The following is a 20,242-nucleotide window of genomic DNA, read 5'->3' on the forward strand; positions in this document are numbered from 1 at the left end:
GAAACCTCGATAGGCGAGGCGTATCAGGTGGATAGTCCACCTAAGACCTTTGGTGTTTTCCCCAGATGAATACTTCCTCGCCCAACTCTACGATCAGGCTTTATCATATCGCCCTGTCGCCCTACTGCCGAAAGGTCCGTCTGGTCCTGGCCGAAAAGCGGATCGAGGTCGAACTGGTCGAGGACCGTTTCTGGGAGCCGGGCTCGGAGATCCTGCGCCGCAATCCGGCGGGCAAGCTGCCGGTGCTGCGGATGGACGGGCGTTTGCTGGCCGAAAGTCAGGCGATCTGCGAATATCTGGACGAACGCTACCCGACCCCTGCCCTGATGCCGAATTCGGCCATCGACCGCTACGAGGTGCGGCGGCTATGTTCGTGGTTCGACGACAAGTTCGCCAATGAATGCACCCGTCCGGTGATGAACGAACGGGTCTGGAAAAAGGTCATGCGCCTTGGCTATCCGGATTCGCGCACGGTCAAGGCAGGGCTTTCCTCGATCCGTTACCACATGGACTACATGAAAAGCCTGCTCGAACATCGCCGCTGGCTGGCGGGCGATGTGATGACGCTGGCCGATTTCACGGCCGCCGCACATATCTCGTGTCTTGACTACATCTCGGATGTGGACTGGACCCATTCGTCCGAAGTGCAGGAATGGTACGCCAAGATCAAATCTCGTCCGGCGTTCCGCAGCCTTCTGGCCGATCATCTGCCGGGCGTTCACCCGGCGCCCCATTATGCGCTCCTGGATTTCTGATCCTGTCGAAATCCGTTCCCAGCTAGAGGAACAGTCACGGGCCGAGGGCTTCTCGGCCCTTGGCATTTGCGCGCCCGACGCCAATCCCCATTTGCCCGAACGGCTGGCCGAGTTTCTGGCCAAGGAACGTCACGGACAAATGGAATGGATGGCCGAGCGCACCCATTGGCGCGCCGCACCGGATACGCTTTGGCCCGCGGCCCGCTCGGTCATCATGCTGGCCGAGCTTTACACCCCCGAGCATGACCCGATCGAAGTCCTGCGCCATCCCGATCGCGGCGCGGTCAGCGTCTATGCGCAGGGCAAGGACTACCACGATCTGGTGAAGAAGCGCCTGAAGCGGCTAGGCGGCTGGCTGGTGCAGAAGACAGGATGCGAGATCAAGGTCTTCGTGGACACCGCGCCGGTGATGGAAAAGCCCTTGGCGCAAGCCGCCGGTCTGGGGTGGCAAGGCAAGCACACCAATCTTTTGTCGCGCGATCTGGGCAGCTGGTTCTTTCTGGGCGCGATCTTCACCACGCTGGATCTGCCCAAGGACAAACCCGAGGTTGAGCGTTGCGGCTCTTGCCGCGCCTGTCTGGATGCTTGCCCGACGGGCGCCTTCCCCGCGCCCTACCAACTGGATGCGCGGCGCTGCATTTCCTACCTGACAATCGAACATAAAGGTCCGGTCGATCCCGAATTGCGGCCCATGATGGGCAACCGTATTTATGGCTGCGACGACTGTCTTGCCGCCTGTCCGTGGAACAAGTTCGCGCAGGCCGCGACCGAGTTGCGCTATCACGGTGCACATGGCGCACCTGCATTGGCCGAGATCGCCGCACTGGACGACGCAGCCTTCCGCGAGCGGTTCTCGGGCAGTCCGATCAAGCGCATCGGGCGCGACCGCATGGTCAGAAACGCGTTGTACGCAATCGGCAATTCGGGGCTTGCACATCTGCGCCCGGTGGCCGAAGCCTTGTGCGACGATCCAGACGAGGCGGTTGCAGATGCAGCCCGCTGGGCCAGCCAAAGATTGCCATGATCCAAACGCCCCAAAGTCCGCTGCGCGGCATCCTGTTGAAATGCGTCAGCGTGCTGGTGTTCACCATCATGGCATCGCTGATCAAGGCCACCTCGGAAAGCGGTTTGGGCGTGCCTCCGGGTCAGCAGATCTTTTTCCGTTCACTTTTCGCCATTCCGGTCATCCTGATCTGGCTGGTCTGGCGACGGGAATTGGGCGTGGGGCTGAAAACCTTTCGACCGATGGGGCATTTCTATCGCGGGCTGGTCGGCACGCTTGCCATGGGGCTGGGATTCTGGGCGCTGTCGCTGCTGCCCTTCCCCGAGGTCACGGCAATCGGTTATGCCGCGCCCCTGCTGACCGTGATCTTCGCCGCGATGTTTCTGGGCGAGGAGGTCCGCCTGTTCCGCCTCAGCATGGTCGTCATGGGCATGCTGGGTGTCGTCATCGTGCTATCGCCGCGTCTGACCACAGGCACGCAGCTTGATCCCAACCAAAGCCTTGGCGCGGTGGTCACGCTGACCGGTGCGGCCTGCACCGCGATGGCGATGATCTTTGTGCGCAAGCTCGTGCAAGAGGAACGCACCTCGGCCATCGTGTTCTGGTTCTCGGTCACATCGACCCTGCTCAGCCTGCTGACCCTGCCCTTTGGCTGGGTCATGCCGAGCGTTGGAACGACCGCCCTGCTGATTACGATCGGTCTGCTCGGCGGTTTGGGGCAGATCCTGCTGACTTCGGCCTATCGCTTCGCCGATGCCTCGCTGGTCGCCCCGTTCGAATATGCCTCGATGCTGTTGGCACTGGGCATCGGTTGGTTCATCTTCGGCGAGGCCCCGACCGTCGTCATGCTGATCGGCGCGGCGCTGGTCATCTCGGCGGGCATCCTGATCATCTGGCGCGAACACCAGCTCGGGCTTGAACGGAACCGTCAGCGCAAGGCCATGACGCCTCAGGGCTGACCGCCGAAACCGAAGGCGATGTAATCGCGCAGATAGGCCTTTTTCGCCGCTGCCCGCATCGGCTGTTCCTTGAGGAAAGCCGGAAAACGGCTGTCATCCGCCAGCCTGTTCGGTGCGGGTACCCCGACGCTTTGCGCCAGAAACGCCAGATCACGCGCCAGATCGGCCTCGCGCAGGATCAGATCCGGCGCTCCGAAGCGCGAAAATCCGGCCAGCACCTCGGATTGGCTGGCCCATGCCGGATAGGTCGGCAACGAGGTCTGGCCGTTCAGGTTGCGGCGCAGGAAATCAAGGAATGCTTCGAACAGCTCCGCCTTCCGCCCCTCGCCCAGACCGGCCAGATCCTCGTCTTGCGGCAATGCCACGCGATGCACCTGACGCAGCAATTGGCGCAACTCGGCGTTGCCGCCTGACAGCAGGGTTTCAAATCCGGCCCAGGCGCGGCGCAGCGGGTGGCGCAGGACGGTGAAGCTGCGATGACCGCTATGCTCGCGCTTCCACTGTCTCAGGCTGTTCTGGTTCAGATCACCGGAAACCTCGCCCAAGGTACCCAGCCACTCGGTCACAACCTCGGAAGGCCCGCCCTTGACCGGCATGAAGATCAGGCCCTTGCCGGCCTCGGTCGTCAGGAATGAGGGAACCGCCGCCCCCTTGCGTGGTTCGAAGTTCGGAATATTGCGCAGCATGAACGGATCTAACCGCGCAAGCTCGGCCTGCATCTCCGCGAAATTCGAGACCTTCTCGGACAGTTCACGCGGGTTTTGCGGTACCAGATCGCTGGCGGGATTGACCCGATCAAGATCAGTGCGCCCCAGCCAATGCAACAGGCCCGTCATGACATCGGCGTCGCGCAGATCCTCGTAGCCGAGCCAGAAGGCCGTCTGACCGGTCGCCTGCAAGCGCCGCTGGACCTTCAGCTGGAACTCCTCGATCTCGCTGACGACTTGCCGGAACTCGGCAGGGTCGAAACGAACGCTGGCCGGGATCGGGGTTTCCGTCTCGTTCAGTTTCCACTGGTTCGTCGCGCGGGCCAGTGCGGTCGAGACGAAGCTGTCCACCGGATTGCGCGTCAGCACGATCTTGGCACAGCTGCGGTCATCCATGATCGCATCGAAGACGCGGGGATCGTGATCGTGGAAATAGCGGAACCCCGACAGATGGTCGGGCTTCTCGAAGATGGCATTCAGCAAGCGCAGCGGGTCTTTCTCGCGCTCGGCCTTGGTCACGCCCCGCATTTCATCCCTGTCGGGCCAGCCCATCATATAGGGGTTGAACGCCTCGCCGAAGCAGGTGACTCGTCTGACCGAATTCAGCGTGGCTTCGAGCAGATTCGAGCCCGTCCGCATCTCTGCGAAAATAACAAAGCGCTGGAAGGGTTTGGTCATTTCAGGTGTTTTCCTTGCTCGGCATCGTGTCGGCGGCGGGGAAATCACCCATCAACTGGGGCTGCAGACCGGCATTGCGCAGGCGTTGCAGGAAGCGTCCCATTCCGGCCAGTTCTCGCATTTGGGGCAGGTTGGCGGCAGCTTCGGGCTCGCCGCCGAGTTCACGCAGCACACCGCGCAATGCCCCAGCGGGACGGGCGCAGAAATCGCCCAGATCCCAGATCCTTGTGCGCGCCTTGAGCCAGACCGAACTGAAAATCTCCATCTGCTCAAGTTCGGTCCGCTGCAAAATGGCAGCGACGCGGCGGATATCGTCAAAGGGCATGCCGGAATGCAGAAGCGGCACGGCCCAAGCCCCCTTGATGACGAAAATCTGCGCGTTGGGATCGGTCGCCATGAACCAGTTCAGGCTTTGATCGTCCCGAGGGCTAAGCTGCATGACCTGCGGCCGCTGCGACATGCGGATCAGGTTCGCGATGAAGCCGCGCGGGTCAAGATCGCGCATCGCGGCGCTGTCGCATAGGCCACCCGGACCAATCCCCGTGCGGCCTGCGAATTCGACGCCATGGGTCGACATGACATGGCCGTGGACATCGGCATCAAGACGTTCGGACAGCCATTCCTCGAAATCCGGGAACAGGTCCGTAAAGCCCTGCAGCACCGCATATGACCCCGAGGTCTTGCCGTTCTCGCGGTCCTTCTGCGGGAACCGGCTTTGCATATACAGACCCGGGCGTCCCAATTTGCGGCGCAACACCGCCTGACTGATCATGCGGTCGACACGCTCGGGCTGAGGCTCTGCGGCTGATGGCTCGCCGGCAAGGGGACGCGGGAAATGTGCATAAAGCGCGGTCGCCTGCGGCCAGATCTTGCGGGCAACGAAACAGCGCGAATCCTCAAGCAACTGGCGATGATCGTTGTAGAAGATATAGGGTTTTCCCTGCCCGTCGAATTTGGCGAGCGTCAGGGAACGGCTTTCGATCTGGTTCGAGTGCCGCCGCGCCAGAGTCTGGAAATAGCTTTCGTCCGGAATCCAGACCCGCCTGAAATACCTGTCATATTCAGGTCGCCGCCGATCCGACAGAATCGCGCGCAATGTCGGGCGGGTCAGGCACCACCATTGCGATCCCAGATGCGGAACCAGCCCGTCGGGGATGCGGCGCTTGATCTTCCAGCGGCGCTGGAAATCGACGTAGCGGTCGAACAGTTTGCGATGGCGGCGATAGGCGAAGGGGAAGCGCAGGGTAAAGCGTTCCTCGTTCAATCCGCCGACGGTCCAGCCGACATCCGCTGCCGTGACGCTTTCGATGAAATCCCGCTTCGGATGGCTCGCCAGAAAGGCGACCAGATCGGCAACAGGCCGCAACGGCAGGCACGCACCCGAAACGACCATGACATGGGTGACGTCCTCGAACCGGTCCAAGAGCAGCGCCGAGGCATCCTGAGTTGCCTGCACAAGGCTGAACGTGCCCCATTCGCAGCGGTGACGGCGCGAGAAGACGATATTTTCATGTCCGGCCAGATCGGCACGCATCGTCGCGACTTCCTCGGCGGGAACCTTGGCGTCGAGATGGATCACGACCGACACGCCGCCCGCAGCCCAGACCTGAGCCAGCCGTGCAGCCCGCGGCAACTCGTTGTGACACAGCATCACCACGCCCAGCCGGACTTCCATCCGCGGCGACGTCCTTGAGGGATCGGGCATCGCGTTCATGCCCAGTTCCCCTTCGAGATCAGGCCCAGATTTTCTAGCTGATGCCAATCCTCGTAGCGCCGTGAAGCCTCGCACCAGAAATCCTGCGCCTCTTGCAGGCCCGCATGATAGGCCATGTATTCCTGACTGTCCGAATAGTGCTGGCGTCGTTCCAGTTCTTCGGCGGATTTGGTGGCGAAGGTGGACAGGAATTTCGCGTGCAGCAGGCAACCCGAGGCCTTCTCGCCGCCATCTTCGTCATAGACCACGTTCAACGACCGCGGCAGCAGCATATGGGTCGAACTTAGATAAGCGTAATGGCGCTCCCAGCGAACCAGAGGGATCTTGTTCAGCGCCGGACCCTGATCGGGATTGTCACGGAAGAAGGCGCGGCATCTGGGTCCGCCCTGAATCCAAAGATTGCCGTAAGCGCCGTTCTTGCGGATCGTGTAATTCGCGGGATCGAACCAATTCGCGATCTGGAACGGGTCCTGCCCCTCGGAATAGGGCTGCGCTGCAATCGGGCCTTTGGGATACATGTCCAGCAGCATCGCCGAAAACGACCTGATCGCCGAGGCATCCAGCCAATCCGTCAGCGCCTTGAGCGGTCGGGAATCGAGATGCGGGTAGACAAGGAACTCATCGGGATCGACGGTCAAACACCAATGCCCCGAGCCATAGCTGTGCAGCAACCAATTCAGCCAATCCATCCCGAACCGCGAGCTTTTATAGCTTGCATTGGTGGACCAGATCGACACGTCCAATTGTTCTGCCAGATATTCCGGACCGCCGTCATCCGAGCCGTTATCGACGACAAGGAAATGCTGGACCCCCATGCGACGGTAATATTCCAGAAAGAATGGCAGCCGGATTTTCTCGTTCCGGATCGTCATGAACAGCAAGATGTCGTCCGACCTGATGCGTTTGGTTCGCACCTCGATCGGTCGCAGACGGGATCTCGCCCGAAATGCGCGAAATAGCAGGCCTTGCCGCCTTGCACGCAAACGGAGAATCCGCCGGAGTCTTTTGAACAGACGCAGCACAGGGTTCACTTCACTGTTTTAGCCGGCATATCTCTCACCACCTTGAGGTGCAATCTTTCACGCAACGCGGCATTTACAAGGTCGAAATGCGCTTGCCATTGCGGCACCGGCAAGGCTGCCATCCGAAGCGGCAATTCGCCGGCAAGAAGGGAGACCGCCCCTGCCCATGCACGATGATCATCGGGTGACAGATAATGCGCGTAATCGCCCAAAAGTTCACGCGCGACAGGCAGGGGGCTGCAAATGACCGGAACACCGCGCGCGGCGGCTTCGGTCAAGGGCAGCCCGAACCCCTCGGCGCGACTGGGCATCAGCAGACCATGGCAACGCTCGAACAGTTCGGCGACCGCAGCGTCATCCAGTCCCGATAGCTCGTGCACCCCGTCCGCAGGCGTCAAACCGTCAAGCCGGGCAAAGACCTCGTGGTTTTCCCATCCCCTGCGCCCGATGATGAACAGTTGCGGCATCCGTGCCGGAGGCATCCTGCGGGTCAATTCCTGCCATGCATCCAGCAGTAATGCATGGTTCTTGCGCGGCTCGATCGTGCCGATGGACAGGAAGAAGGGTCGGCCAAGATCCAGCCCCGCAGGCAGCCCCCTTGCGCTTGGAGCAGTTATCCGCGTCCCAATTGGGGTTGTGACGACAGGCGTTCTGGTTGGAAGTTTAAGCTCGTCCCGCCAACGCAACAGGTCCACGCGGCTTGCCTCGGAAATCGACAGGATCAGATCGGCATGGCCCACCCCTGCGGCGAAGCGCTCGCGGAAGCGACCGGATTGTCCGGCGCGGGTAAACTCGGGGTGATCCATCGGGATCGTGTCATGGATCAGAAGTACGCGGCAAAGCGGCGCAAGATGGCTCCAGAGGGACGCGTTCAGATTGCTATGGCCGACATTCAGATAAGCGGCATCCTTCCCCAGATGATCCAACACAAAACGCGAGATACCGCGCCCGGTCGGACCGGACCGTAGCAGCGCCATGTCGCGAAGGGCGATTTCGGCGCGGGCGGAGGCATCGGACCGCCGACGTAGCCGGTCGATCAACCTCGGTTCCGGCAGATCGCCCAGATCGCCACTTAACCATCGCAAGATCAGCTTGCCCGCCGATGAAGGCAAGACCAACTGCCCCCGCCAGACCCGCGCCAGCAACAAATGGCTTGCGTCGCTTTCGGAAAGATAGCCCAGCCACTCGGCCTCGACACGGTCGATTCCGGTGGCTGGCCCTTTGTCGAGCCTCGAGATCAGTCTCGTGACATCCAGCAGAATTGCCGGATCAGCGTTCATAGCCGCCGTTCTGATGCCAACGCCATGCATCGCCGATCATTTGCGGCAAGGTCGAACGCGCAGGGTTCCAGCCAAGGACGGTAATCGCCTTTTCGCTGCCCGAGACAAGCTTGACCGCATCCCCGCCGCGACGCGGACCTTCGATCATCGGCACAGGTCGGTTGGTAACATAGCGGGAGTGGTCGATCACTTCACGGACCGAGAAACCATTGCCGGTGCCAAGACAGAACACTTCCTGCTTGCCGCCCGTGACCTTGCCGTCCAACAGATGACGAAGACCCAACACATGCGCATCGACCAGATCCATCACGTGGACATAGTCGCGGATGCAAGTACCGTCCTCAGTCGGATAATCGGTGCCATGAATGGTCAGCTCGGCGCGTTTGCCGTCGATTGCATCAAGGATCAGCGGAATCAAATGTGTTTCCGGCTGGTGAAACTCGCCCACTTCCGCGTCCGGATCGGCACCCGCCACGTTGAAGTAACGGAAGATCACCGAATTGATGCCATCGGAGGCGCCGAAGTCTTTCAGCATGTCCTCGATGGCGCGCTTGCTGGCCCCATAGGCGTTCAGCGGAGCCTGCGCGGTGTTCTCGTCCAGAACCACGCCGTCATGATCGCCGTAGGTCGCGCAGGTGGACGAGAAGACGAAATTTTTCACGCCCGCCGCCAAGGTTGCTTCGATCAGGCTGAGCGAGGCGCTGACATTGCCGCGCCAGTACTTGCCCGGCTCGCGCATCGCTTCGCCGACCTGGCTCAGTGCCGCGAAGTGCATGACGGCAACGGGTTTATGCGTGGCGAAAACCTCGTCAAGGCGGGCGCGATCCATCAGATCGCCCTGCTCGAACGGGCCGAACTTCACAGCGTCGCGCCAGCCGGTGCAAAGATTATCGTAGGTGACGGGGGTAAACCCCGCGTCACGCAATGCCTTACAGGCATGGGAACCGATATAACCGGCCCCGCCTGTCACCAGTACTTTTTGCATCTGTTTACTCGGCAGCCCGACGCATCGATAGAACGTCAGCGAGGTAGTCGGCAAATTCGTCTTTCAGCTCGTCACGGGCCAGACCGAAGGCGACCGTTGCCTGCAGGAAGCCGGCTTTCGAGCCGCAATCGAAGCGCTGGCCACGGAAGCGCAGACCGAACACGTCACGGCCTTCTTCGATCTCGTCGGCGATGGCATCGGTCAACTGGATCTCGCCGCCCGAACCCTGCTTGAGCTTGTTCAGGTTCGTCATGACGGTCGGCGCAAGGATGTAACGCCCGATCACCGCGAGGTTCGACGGCGGATTTTCCTTGGGCTTCTCAACCATGCCGCGAGCACGAACGATTGCGCCCATATCTTCGGCAACATCCAGAACACCATAGGACTTGGTCCGCTCGGGCGAGACTTCCATCGTGGCGACCATGCTGCCGCCGGTCTCCTGATAGGCCTCTATCATCTGCTGCAAGCAAGGCGGCTCGCCCAGAATCACATCGTCAGTCAGAATCACGGCGAAGGGTTCGTCACCAACCAGACGACGGGCACACCAGACCGCGTGGCCAAGACCCAGTGCCTTGTGCTGACGGATATAGGCAATCGCGCCAGAGTCCATGTTGGTACCGCGCAGGATTTCCAACAGATCGTTCTTACCGGCTTTTTTCAGGTTCGACTCAAGCTCGTGGGCATGGTCGAAGTAATCTTCGAGGGCACCTTTTCCGCGCGAGGTCACGAAGATGAATTCCTCGATACCAGCGGCGCGGGCCTCGTCGATGGCGTATTGGATCAGAGGCCGGTCGACCAGCGTCATGATCTCTTTCGGGATGCTTTTCGTGGCTGGCAGAAAACGAGTCCCAAGCCCCGCAACCGGGAATATTGCTTTGGTGACTTTGCGGCTCATGGATTGGTCTCCTGTTATCTGTGCCGGTATCGGCGAAGAGTATGCGTCTTCGCCGGTTCATGCACAATAATTGCAAAAGCCGTGTAATGGTTCAGCCGCAATAATAAAAGTTAACCATCCCAATGCAAAGTGGCAGTTTTCTGCCCATTTATTGCTGCGTCGCGGCAAAAAAAGCACGTTCGCGCAAAAAGCGAGTACGGGCACCCATCAACATAAGCGCAGAATCGCCGGGCTGAGACGCCCCCCAGACCCCACCATGCTGTTCCCACCAGCCATCGGGATGCAGATGTTTGCGATGCGGCAGAAAAGTCGGGGTAAGAATTATGATCGTGACAAGCCTGCCGTTTTTCGTCTGAGCCAATGCCTTTTTTTGCAGTTTATGTCGCTGCCAGTACCATCCCGAAAGATAAACCCGTTCGCCCGCGCCGACAGGCATAGGCAAAAAATCGCCCATCTCAATATCCTGAAATTTAGGCAAAGGCGCATTAATCGTCGCGCCTTCGGCGATGCCTTCGTCCAGTGTCCTGAGAATTGGCCCGACCGACAATGGATCGATGCGACCGGCGATCATGTGCCGCAGCAGACGCGCTCGTTGTGATTGTCGCAAACCATCGACCGCGCCACCGTAGCGTGCCGCAAAAATTGCAGACGAACGGCCAATGGCCCGCAAATCCTCGGGGATTCCCGCCTCGTCGCGACTAACTCCGGGAGCGAGTCCATGGATGACTTCGGCTTTGGGGATGACCGCCGTCAACCCGTCCCCAAAGCGTTTTGCCATACGAAAGTTCACGTCACTTTCATCCAGATAATACGCGAATACAGGATCAAAGCCGCCGATTTCGACCAAAGCGCTACGGCGGAAAGCGCAATTCGTTCCTATCGTGCTGACAGGAGCGCCATTTTCCGGGCCAAGCAAGATCGGAGATCCGACTTCAATCGGTTCGCTGCGCCCCGAAGCTGTCATGCGTTCGGCCCGCACCTGCCAATGCAGCCCGTCCGGTCCGCGCGTAAAGCCTGTCGCGGCAATCACACGCGGATCACGGAACGGATCGACCAGAAATTCGACCCATCTCGACACGGCCAACGCATCGTCGTCGATGAACAGAACCACATCGCCCGAGGCTGCGGCAATTCCCAAGTTCCGCGCCGTCGAAATATTGGGCTCGTCGACGGTGACGCGTTTGATCGGCAGATCGGGCCTGACCTGAATCGAATCCGGATCAGCGACCAGAACCAGTTCGAACGCCGGATAGGATTGCTGCGTCAGTGCCTGAAGGCACTGGGCAAGCTCTCGCGGCCGATTCCGCGAAACGACGATCACAGAGGCGCGAATATTCTCACGCCGCTGTGCCATGTTCAGGCGATTCCCATACGCTGCATCATCGCTTCCAGTTTCGGCACATCCGACGGGTTGTTCAGTTCCCAGAACTCGCGCCCGCGGGCTTCCACCTCGACGCACAGAACCTTGCGGCCCCGCTCAAGGAAGCGCAGTTGCTCGAGGCCCTCAAGCGCCTCGAGCCGTCCCTCGCCCCAAGTCGGGTACTCGGCCAACGCCTCGGGGCGATAAGCATAAACGCCGACATGGTGAAAGACGGGTGTCGGATCGTTCGGGCCGAATTCGGCGGCGGTAAAGGGAATCACTTCCTTCGAGAAGTAAAGCCCCCGCCGATCATGGCCGAACACGGCGGTCGTGCCACCGACCCGACCGGCAACACGATCTGCGATCAGTTCGGACCGCATCGCGCCCGAGCAGCGCAGAACAGGCGTCGCCACATCGGCACCGGGGTCCTCGCGCATGCCCTTGACCAGATCCTCGATGAACCACGTCGGTGTCAGCGGTGCATCACCCTGCAGGTTCACGACGATCTCATGGGTCATACCCAGCTTGGCGACAGCCTCCGCGCAGCGTTCGGTGCCGTTCCGGGCAGTGGTCGAGGTCATTGCCACCTCGGCCCCGAAGCTTTCGGCATGTTCGCGAATCCGGTCGTCATCGGTGGCAACGATGACGCGATCGACATCATTCACGGCCATGGCCGCTTCCCAACTGCGCCGGATCAGGGATTGCCCCTCGCCTGTCACCCCGCGCAACTCCACCAGCGGTTTACCCGGATAGCGGGTTGACGCATGGCGCGCCGGAATGACGATAACGACAGACATGGCTTAATCCTTGACCAGCAGAACGCCGGGCGCGAATGCGATGAAGAAGGGATTCTCGAAGCCCGGCTTGCCATAGGTCAGCGACGTATGGTCATCAAAGCGCACGACTTCGCCACCCGCGCCGCGCAACACGGCGTCACCCGCTGCAGTGTCCCATTCCATCGTGCGACCAAGGCGGGGATACAGGTCGGCCTCGCCGGTGGCGACCAGACAGAATTTCAGCGACGAGCCCGCCGAAGTCATGTCGCGCACGCCGTAGCGCCCGATATAGGCGTCGGTCGCGGCGTCACGGTGCGATTTCGACGCGACCACCATCAGGCGGCGATTGTCGGGCATCGAGTTCACGCCGATCGGAGAGATCTCGCCGGGAGTATCGCCGAACGGTCCTTTTTCCTCGACCGAGCCACCACTGGCGGTGGTGTAGAACAGCCGTTGTTTCGCCGGAGCGTAGACGACGCCAAAGCGCGGCTTGCCGTTTTCGACATAGGCAATATTGACGGTGAAATCGCCGCGACGCTGGACGAATTCCTTGGTGCCGTCGAGCGGGTCGACGATCAGGAAGGTCGAAAGCGACTGGCCGTGGGTCTCGGCCTGTTCCTCGGTGACGAGAGCGATATCCGGGAAGGCCGCGCGCAGCCCGGCGGAGATCAGCGCATCGGCCGCCTCATCGGCCTCGGTCACGGGTGAAGAATCGGATTTGGAGCGGATTTCGAAATCTTCGGCATTATAGATCCGCATGATCTCGTCGCCGGCCTTGATGGCCAGACGGCGCATTTCGGAAATCATTACATCAAATTGCATGGTCTTTCCCTTTCATCGCGGCCGACCGCCGACAGGGGGCGATTGAATGCGGCAATTCTGTTTCTTATGATGCGATGGACCGCGCAGGGCAAGCACCCGCTCGCGCCACACGGAGTTCAAAGACCCGATGTTCGTTCAGCGTCGTAGTCGCAACATGATCGAAGCCGCGTTCACAACGCTGGCGCTGATCTACCACGTGACCGTCAACAACCTGCGCAAGACGCAGCGAAACGCCGTGGTCGGCTTGCTGATGACTGTCGTGCAGTCGATGATGCTGATCGTTGGCTTCTACTTGATGTTCGTGGTCATCGGTGTTCGGAACTCCCCGATCCGGGGCGATTTCATCGTCTATATCATGACCGGCATTTTCATGTTCATGACCCACACCAAATCGATCGGTGCGGTGGCCAGTGCAGGGAATCCCACGAATCCGATGATGAAGCACGGCCCGCTGAACACGGCCGTCATGATCTCGGCATCGGCGCTTGCGACGCTTTACCAGCAAACAGTTTCAGCCCTCGTCATTCTGACAGCGTATCACTATTTCCTTCAGCCGGTTCATATCGACAACCCGCTCGCGTGCTATGCGATGCTGCTTCTGGCATGGATATCCGGCTGCTGCATCGGGCTGATCTTCCTGTCCATCCGCCCGTGGTGGCCGCAAGGTGTCGGCGTGATGACCGCCTTCTATCAGCGCATCAACATGGTGTTTTCAGGTAAGATGTTCGTCGCGAATGCGATGCCGACTTTCCTGCTGCATTCGTTCGACTGGAATCCTCTGTTCCACATCATCGACCAGACCAGAGGCTTTGCCTTTATCAATTACTCTCCGCGCAACTCGTCGCTGCACTACCCGATCTATTGCATCATCGCGCTGCTGATGATCGGCCTGATGGCGGAGTTCGTGACACGCAAATCGGTTTCCATGAGCACGATGGCAGGTCGTTAGAATCCATCCTATTCAGGGACAGATTCTGCGCTTCACGCTGCTTGCAGGCCGTTTGCGCCCTTCCTATATAGCCCCAAGAGTTCGGGGGGCTTCCTCCGGTCAATCAGGGATCGGGCTATGGGGGCCTCACGGGGACCCAAAGCCCAGAATATCGCCGCAAGAAAGGTTTTTGTATGTCTAAAGTCATCGGCATTGACCTCGGGACCACCAATAGCTGCGTCGCCATCATGGACGGCAGCCAGCCCAAGGTCATCGAGAATTCCGAAGGCGCGCGCACGACCCCCTCGATCGTCGGCTTCACCGACAGCGAGCGTCTGGTCGGCCAGCCTGCCAAGCGTCAGGCCGTCACCAACCCATCGAATACCGTCTTCGCCGTCAAGCGCCTGATCGGTCGCCGCACCACCGACGCCGAAGTCGAGAAGGACAAGAAGCTCGTCCCCTATAACATTGTCGACGGCGGCAATGGCGACGCATGGGTCGAAGTCCGTGGCGAGAAATACTCGCCGAGCCAGGTTTCCGCCTTCATCCTGCAAAAGATGAAGGAAACCGCCGAATCCTATCTGGGTGAGCCGGTGACGCAGGCCGTCATCACGGTTCCCGCCTATTTCAACGATGCCCAGCGTCAGGCGACCAAGGATGCCGGCAAGATCGCGGGTCTCGAAGTCCTGCGCATCATCAACGAGCCAACCGCAGCCGCCTTGGCTTACGGTCTGGACAAGAAAGATTCGAAAACCATCGCGGTCTATGACCTTGGCGGCGGTACTTTCGACATCACCATCCTTGAGATCGACGACGGCCTGTTCGAAGTGAAATCGACCAACGGGGACACGTTCCTTGGCGGCGAAGACTTCGACATGCGCATCGTCAACTATCTGGCCGACGAGTTCAAAAAGGAACACGGCGTCGACCTGACCAAGGACAAGATGGCTCTGCAACGCCTGAAAGAGGCCGCCGAGAAAGCCAAGATCGAACTGTCCAGCGCCTCGCAGACCGAGATCAACCAGCCGTTCATCTCGATGGACAAGAACTCGGGCACGCCGCTGCACATGGTCATGAAACTGACCCGTGCCAAGCTGGAAAGCATCGTCGCCGACCTGATCAAACGCACGATCAAGCCGGTTCAGGATGCTCTGAAAGACGCTGGCCTGTCCAAAGGCGACATCGACGAGATCGTTCTGGTCGGCGGCATGACCCGCATGCCGAAAGTCATCGAGGCTGTCAGCGAATACTTCGGCAAAGAGCCCCATAAAGGCGTGAACCCGGACGAAGTCGTGGCACTTGGCGCGGCCATCCAGGCCGGCGTGTTGCAAGGCGACGTGAAAGACGTGGTCCTGCTGGACGTGACCCCGCTGTCGCTGGGCATCGAGACGCTGGGTGGTGTCTTCACCCGCCTGATCGACCGCAACACCACGATCCCGACCAAGAAGTCGCAGATCTTCTCGACCGCCGAGGACAACCAGAACGCCGTCACCATCCGGGTCTTCCAGGGTGAGCGCGAAATGGCTGCCGACAACAAGATGCTGGGTCAGTTCAACCTTGAAGACATCCCGCCGGCTCCGCGCGGTATGCCGCAGATCGAGGTGACCTTCGACATCGACGCCAACGGCATCGTTTCCGTGTCCGCCAAGGACAAGGGCACCGGCAAGGAACAGAACATCACGATCCAGGCCTCGGGCGGTCTGTCGGACGAAGACATCGACAAGATGGTCCGCGACGCCGAAGCCAATGCCGAGGCCGACAAGAAGCGCAAGGAACTGGTCGAGGCCCGCAACCAAGCGGAAAGCCTGATCCATTCGACCAAGAAGTCGCTGGACGAGCATGGCGACAAGGTAGATGGCTCGACCGTCGAAGTGATCGAACTGGCCGTCGGTGCGCTGGAAGATGCGCTGAAAACCGACGACGCCGGCAAGATCAAGGGCGGCATCCAGAACCTGATGGACGCTTCGATGAAGCTTGGCGAAGCGATCTACAAGGCCAGCCAATCCGAAACCGGCGATGCCGGTGACGCCGACGAGCCGCGGTCGCGCGACGATGACGACATTGTCGACGCCGATTTCGAAGATCTCGGCGAAGGCAAGCGCAAGTAAGCGCGGCACACGAACCGGCCGGTCCGCTGCGTCATACGCGCGGGCCGGTATTTTCTTGAAGGACCCCGGACGCGATCGATATGGCAAAACGTGACTATTACGAAGTGCTGGGTGTGACTCGGGGCGCATCGGCCGACGAGATCAAAAAAGCCTATCGCACCAAAGCGAAAGAGCTTCACCCCGACCGCAACAGAGATTGCAAGGTATCCGAGGCCGCGTTCAAGGAAGTGAACGAAGCCTATGAATGCCTCAAGGACGACCAGAAAAAATCGGCTTACGACCGTTTTGGCCATGCAGCCTTTGAAGGCGGCGGATTCAATCGCGGCGGCGGCAACGGTCATGGCGATTTCGGCTCGGCTTTTGCCGACGTTTTCGAGGATTTGTTCGGCGACATGATGGGTCGCCGTCCCGGTGGAAATGGCGGCGGACGCTCGCGCGCCAGCCGTGGACAGGACCTACGCTACAACCTGCGCGTCTCGCTTGAGGAAGCCTTCACCGGCGCACAAAAGGCGATTTCGGTGCCCGGTTCGGTCGCTTGTGGCGGCTGCAACGGCACGGGCGCGGAAGGCTCGGTAGAGCCTGCGACCTGCCCGACCTGCTCGGGCATGGGCAAAGTCCGCGCCAGCCAGGGCTTCTTCACCGTCGAACGCACCTGCCCGACCTGTAACGGTCAGGGCCAGATCGTCAAAAACCCCTGCAAACAATGCCAAGGTGCTGGACGGATCGAGAAAGAGCGTCAGCTTTCGGTCAACATTCCCGCAGGCGTCGAGACCGGCACCCGCATCCGCCTTGCCGGTGAAGGCGAAGCCGGAATGCGCGGCGGGCCGTCCGGCGATCTGTATATCTTCATCGAAGTGCAGGAACATCCGATCTTTATCCGCGACGGCCGGACATTGGCCTGCGAAGTTCCTGTCAGCATGGTCACCGCTGCACTGGGCGGCGAGATCGAGGTTCCGACCATCGACGGCGGACGTTCACGCGTGAAGGTTCCCCCGGGCACGCAGTCGGGCAAGCAGTTGCGCCTGCGCGGCAAGGGCATGCCTCCGCTGCGGCACGGTCCCGGCATGAATGGCGATGCGGGTGATATGCTGATCGAACTGTCGGTCGAAACGCCCGTCAACCTGACCTCGCGGCAGCGCGAATTGCTGCGCGAGTTCGAAAATATTCAGGCGGACAACAGCCCGCAGACCCAAGGCTTCTTCCACAAGATCAAGGGTTTTTGGGACGAGATGAAGGGCTGAAGTTGACGGGCCGTATTAACGGCCCGTTTACCGCATGTGTGGCAGGTTTCGGGCATGGACCCGAATCATTCGTTCAACGAAGCCCCGCTGCCGCTATTCGCTCCGTCCGGACCCGTGACGGCCAGCGACGAAGTGCCGCAGCCGGTCCCAATGCCTCAGGGCCGGCTGCCAAGCTATCTCTCGGACCATCGCGCCCGCCTTCGCGAACGCTTCATGCAGGGCGGTGCCGAGGCCATGCCCGATTACGAGCTGCTTGAACTCGTCCTGTTCCGCGCCATTCCCCGACAGGACGTCAAGCCTTTGGCCCGTCTGCTGATCGACCAGTTTGGCGACTTCAATCGCGTGTTATCAGCATCGGCCACCCGCCTGACCGCCGTTTCCGGCGTGGGTCCGGCCGTGGTGCAGGAACTCAAGATCGTCGAAGCCGCGGCGCAACGTCTTGCCCGCTCGAAGGTGATGCATCGCCCCGTCCTGACCAGTTGGCACGCGCTGCTCGATTACTGCCATACCGCCATGGCGCACCGAGAAATCGAGCAATTCCGCGTCCTTTATCTCGACCGCAAGAACGTACTCATCGCGGACGAGGAACAGGCTAAGGGCACCGTCGACCACGTCCCCGTCTACCCGCGCGAGATCATGCGACGCGCGCTTGAATTGACAGCAAGCGCCTTGATCCTTGTCCACAACCATCCTTCGGGCGATCCGACACCGTCGCAAGCCGACATAACCATGACAAAACGGATCTGCGCCGCTGCCGAAGTGATGGGAATCACCGTCCACGACCACCTCATCATCGGCCGGTCGCGCGAACTAAGCTTCCGCAGCGAGGGGATGTTGTAATGCCGGTTTGAACCGGACCAATGCCGCGTGTCCTGCAAGAAACCCGCAACCAAAATCCCACACCTGAGCGGGGTTGCGAGTGTCTGCCGACCGCCCCGCGCTAGACTGACGTAAATTTGACCGCTACAAACTCGCGAGGGAGGGGGAAGTGCATATCACGGCCCACTTCGTCGTATCGCCCGGCCCGCTGGGCAAGAATGGAGATCAGACCCGTGTCCCACGCAGACGACCACGCAGGAGACAGCGGTGCCACCCGGAGGGACTTCCTCTACTTCGCGACGGCCGGTGCCGGCACTGTCGCGGCTGGGGCTGCCGCTTGGACCCTTGTCAACCAGATGAACCCATCGGCCGACGTTCAGGCTTTGTCCTCGATCCAGGTCGATGTCAGCGGGGTCGAAACCGGCACCCAATTGACGGTCAAATGGCTGGGCAAACCCGTGTTCATCCGCCGCCGGACCGAGGACGAGATCCAGAAGGGCCGCGAAGTCGAGCTGGGCCAGCTTATCGACCAAAGCGCCGAGAACCAGAACAAACCCAATGAGCCCGCGCTTGACCAGAACCGCACGCTGGACGAAGCGGGCGAATGGCTGGTCATGCTGGGGGTCTGTACCCATCTGGGCTGCGTCCCGATCGGCGATGGCGCTGGCGATTTCGGCGGCTGGTTCTGCCCTTGCCACGGCTCGCATTACGATACGGCGGGACGCATCCGCAAAGGCCCGGCACCGCAGAACCTGCATATCCCGGTCGCCGCTTTCGTCAACGAAACCACCATCCAGTTGGGCTGAGGAGGCGCATATGGCCGGAATTCCCCACGACCATTACGAGCCCAAGACCGCACCCGAGCGCTGGCTCCACCGCCGCCTGCCGATTGTCGGGCTGATCTACGATACCATCATGATTCCCACACCGAAAAACCTGAACTGGTGGTGGATCTGGGGCATCGTTCTGGCCTTCTGTCTGGTCCTGCAAATCGCGACCGGCATCGTACTGGTGATGCACTACACTCCGCATGTGGACCTGGCCTTCGCCTCGGTCGAGCATATCATGCGCGACGTGAACGGCGGCTATATGCTGCGTTATCTGCATGCGAACGGCGCGTCCCTGTTCTTCCTTGCGGTCTACATCCACATCTTCCGCGGCCTTTATTACGGCTCGTACAAGGCTCCGCGCGAGGTCACCTGGATCGTCGGGATGCTGATCTACCTGATGATGATGGGCACGGCCTTCATGGGCTATGTGCTGCCTTGGGGGCAGATGTCCTTCTGGGGCGCGACCGTCATCACCGGCCTGTTCGGTGCGATTCCCGGCATCGGCCAGTCGATCCAGACCTGGTTGCTGGGTGGACCGGCTGTCGATAACGCGACGCTCAACCGCTTCTTCTCGCTGCATTATCTGCTGCCTTTCGTGATCGCGGCCCTCGTCGTCATTCACATCTGGGCCTTCCACACCACGGGCAACAACAACCCGTCCGGCGTCGAGGTCCGCCGCACCTCGAAGGAAGAGGCCGAGAAGGACACCCTGCCCTTCTGGCCCTATTTCGTGATCAAGGACCTTGTCGGCCTTGCGATCGTGCTGGTGATTTTCTTTGCAGTCGTCGGCTTCATGCCGAACTATCTGGGCCACCCCGATAACTACACCGAGGCGAACCCGCTGGCGACACCCGCGCATATCGTGCCGGAATGGTACTTCCTGCCGTTCTACGCGATCCTGCGCGCCTTCACCGCCGATGTCTGGGCGGTGCAACTGGTGAACTGGCTGTCCTTCGGCATCATCGACGCCAAGTTTTTCGGCGTGCTGGCGATGTTCGGCGCGATCCTTGTGATGGCGCTGGTGCCGTGGCTTGATACCTCGCGCGTGCGTTCGGGCCGCTTCCGTCCGCTGTTCAAATGGTGGTTCTGGATTCTGGCGGTCGATTTCGTGGTGCTGATGTGGGTCGGCGCAATGCCAGCCGAGGGGATCTATCCCTATATCGCGCTGGCCGGTGCGGCCTATTGGTTCGCCTATTTCCTCGTGATCCTTCCGCTACTCGGCATCATCGAGAAGCCTGACCCGATGCCCTCGACCATCGAGGAAGACTTCAATGCCCATTACGGGTCCAAAACCCATCCTGCCGAGTAAGGAGAGGCAACAATGACCTTGAGAAACGCATCGCTCACGGCTGTTGCGGCC

At 60.5% G+C, this 20,242-nt stretch carries 18 protein-coding genes; 9 read left to right on the top strand and 9 right to left on the bottom strand.

The genetic code is table 11. The features are described 5' to 3' along the window. Window positions 1-65: 65 nt before the first annotated feature. From fzlA to GL286_RS02660, 3 genes are read left to right on the top strand one after another with little or no spacing between them, the layout of a single operon-like run. Window positions 66-755 carry an FtsZ-binding protein FzlA gene (gene fzlA / locus GL286_RS02650; RefSeq protein ID WP_155093979.1) on the top strand — a complete coding sequence of 230 codons (690 nt, stop codon included), beginning with the start codon at window positions 66-68 and terminating at the stop codon, window positions 753-755. Further along, window positions 736-1,779: a tRNA epoxyqueuosine(34) reductase QueG gene (gene queG / locus GL286_RS02655; RefSeq protein ID WP_155093980.1), complete on the top strand. Its 1,044-nt coding sequence runs from the start codon at window positions 736-738 to the stop codon at window positions 1,777-1,779. Before fzlA ends, queG begins: the two co-directional genes overlap by 20 nt. Further along, window positions 1,776-2,717 (top strand): DMT family transporter, encoded by a 942-nt coding sequence (locus tag GL286_RS02660; protein WP_155093981.1) that lies wholly within the window; start codon window positions 1,776-1,778, stop codon window positions 2,715-2,717. Before queG ends, GL286_RS02660 begins: the two co-directional genes overlap by 4 nt. On the opposite strand, the gene GL286_RS02665 is transcribed toward GL286_RS02660, so the two are convergent. The 9 genes from GL286_RS02665 to cysQ all read right to left on the bottom strand — a co-directional run bounded on the left by GL286_RS02665 (window position 2,708) and on the right by cysQ (window position 12,956). After that, on the bottom strand, window positions 2,708-4,102 hold the full coding sequence (locus GL286_RS02665) for a sulfotransferase family 2 domain-containing protein (protein WP_155093982.1): 1,395 nt from the start codon (window positions 4,100-4,102) through the stop codon (window positions 2,708-2,710). The genes GL286_RS02660 and GL286_RS02665 overlap by 10 nt on opposite strands. A 1-nt stretch (window position 4,103) precedes the next feature. Then, window positions 4,104-5,777 carry a DUF5927 domain-containing protein gene (locus tag GL286_RS02670; RefSeq protein WP_155094511.1) on the bottom strand — a complete coding sequence of 558 codons (1,674 nt, stop codon included), beginning with the start codon at window positions 5,775-5,777 and terminating at the stop codon, window positions 4,104-4,106. 35 nt (window positions 5,778-5,812) lie between these two features. Then, window positions 5,813-6,688 (bottom strand): glycosyltransferase family 2 protein, encoded by an 876-nt coding sequence (locus tag GL286_RS02675; protein ID WP_425496077.1) that lies wholly within the window; start codon window positions 6,686-6,688, stop codon window positions 5,813-5,815. Between the two features lie 155 nt (window positions 6,689-6,843). Beyond that, complete coding sequence (locus GL286_RS02680) at window positions 6,844-8,118, bottom strand: glycosyltransferase family 4 protein (protein WP_155093984.1); 1,275 nt, start codon at window positions 8,116-8,118, stop codon at window positions 6,844-6,846. Further along, complete coding sequence (galE, locus tag GL286_RS02685) at window positions 8,108-9,103, bottom strand: UDP-glucose 4-epimerase GalE (protein ID WP_155093985.1); 996 nt, start codon at window positions 9,101-9,103, stop codon at window positions 8,108-8,110. Before galE ends, GL286_RS02680 begins: the two co-directional genes overlap by 11 nt. A gap of 4 nt (window positions 9,104-9,107) precedes the next feature. Next, window positions 9,108-9,998 (bottom strand): UTP--glucose-1-phosphate uridylyltransferase, encoded by an 891-nt coding sequence (locus GL286_RS02690; protein ID WP_155093986.1) that lies wholly within the window; start codon window positions 9,996-9,998, stop codon window positions 9,108-9,110. A 148-nt stretch (window positions 9,999-10,146) separates the two neighbouring features. After that, window positions 10,147-11,352 carry a glycosyltransferase family 2 protein gene (locus GL286_RS02695; RefSeq protein WP_155093987.1) on the bottom strand — a complete coding sequence of 402 codons (1,206 nt, stop codon included), beginning with the start codon at window positions 11,350-11,352 and terminating at the stop codon, window positions 10,147-10,149. A 2-nt stretch (window positions 11,353-11,354) separates the two neighbouring features. After that, window positions 11,355-12,155 carry a 3-deoxy-manno-octulosonate cytidylyltransferase gene (locus GL286_RS02700; protein WP_155093988.1) on the bottom strand — a complete coding sequence of 267 codons (801 nt, stop codon included), beginning with the start codon at window positions 12,153-12,155 and terminating at the stop codon, window positions 11,355-11,357. A gap of 3 nt (window positions 12,156-12,158) precedes the next feature. Further along, window positions 12,159-12,956 (bottom strand): 3'(2'),5'-bisphosphate nucleotidase CysQ, encoded by a 798-nt coding sequence (cysQ, locus tag GL286_RS02705; protein ID WP_155093989.1) that lies wholly within the window; start codon window positions 12,954-12,956, stop codon window positions 12,159-12,161. A gap of 127 nt (window positions 12,957-13,083) precedes the next feature. Here cysQ and GL286_RS02710 point away from each other — a divergent pair, with 127 nt between their 5' ends. The 6 genes from GL286_RS02710 (at window position 13,084) to petB (ending at window position 20,191) form a co-directional block, all read left to right on the top strand. Beyond that, window positions 13,084-13,905: an ABC transporter permease gene (locus tag GL286_RS02710; RefSeq protein ID WP_155093990.1), complete on the top strand. Its 822-nt coding sequence runs from the start codon at window positions 13,084-13,086 to the stop codon at window positions 13,903-13,905. A gap of 173 nt (window positions 13,906-14,078) precedes the next feature. Continuing rightward, on the top strand, window positions 14,079-15,992 hold the full coding sequence (gene dnaK / locus GL286_RS02715; RefSeq protein ID WP_155093991.1) for a molecular chaperone DnaK: 1,914 nt from the start codon (window positions 14,079-14,081) through the stop codon (window positions 15,990-15,992). A gap of 80 nt (window positions 15,993-16,072) precedes the next feature. After that, on the top strand, window positions 16,073-17,233 hold the full coding sequence (gene dnaJ / locus GL286_RS02720; protein WP_155093992.1) for a molecular chaperone DnaJ: 1,161 nt from the start codon (window positions 16,073-16,075) through the stop codon (window positions 17,231-17,233). A gap of 54 nt (window positions 17,234-17,287) precedes the next feature. Continuing rightward, a complete protein-coding gene (gene radC, locus GL286_RS02725) occupies window positions 17,288-18,073 on the top strand; it encodes a RadC family protein (RefSeq protein ID WP_155093993.1) in 786 nt (261 codons plus the stop codon). A 212-nt stretch (window positions 18,074-18,285) separates the two neighbouring features. Beyond that, window positions 18,286-18,858: a ubiquinol-cytochrome c reductase iron-sulfur subunit gene (petA, locus tag GL286_RS02730; protein WP_343038820.1), complete on the top strand. Its 573-nt coding sequence runs from the start codon at window positions 18,286-18,288 to the stop codon at window positions 18,856-18,858. A 10-nt stretch (window positions 18,859-18,868) separates the two neighbouring features. Further along, window positions 18,869-20,191, top strand: a complete 1,323-nt coding sequence (gene petB / locus GL286_RS02735) for a cytochrome b (RefSeq protein WP_155093995.1) — start codon at window positions 18,869-18,871, stop codon at window positions 20,189-20,191. Window positions 20,192-20,242: the final 51 nt, after the last annotated feature.

Source organism: Paracoccus aestuariivivens (assembly GCF_009711225.1).
GTDB classification, from domain to species: Bacteria; Pseudomonadota; Alphaproteobacteria; order Rhodobacterales; family Rhodobacteraceae; genus Paracoccus; species Paracoccus aestuariivivens.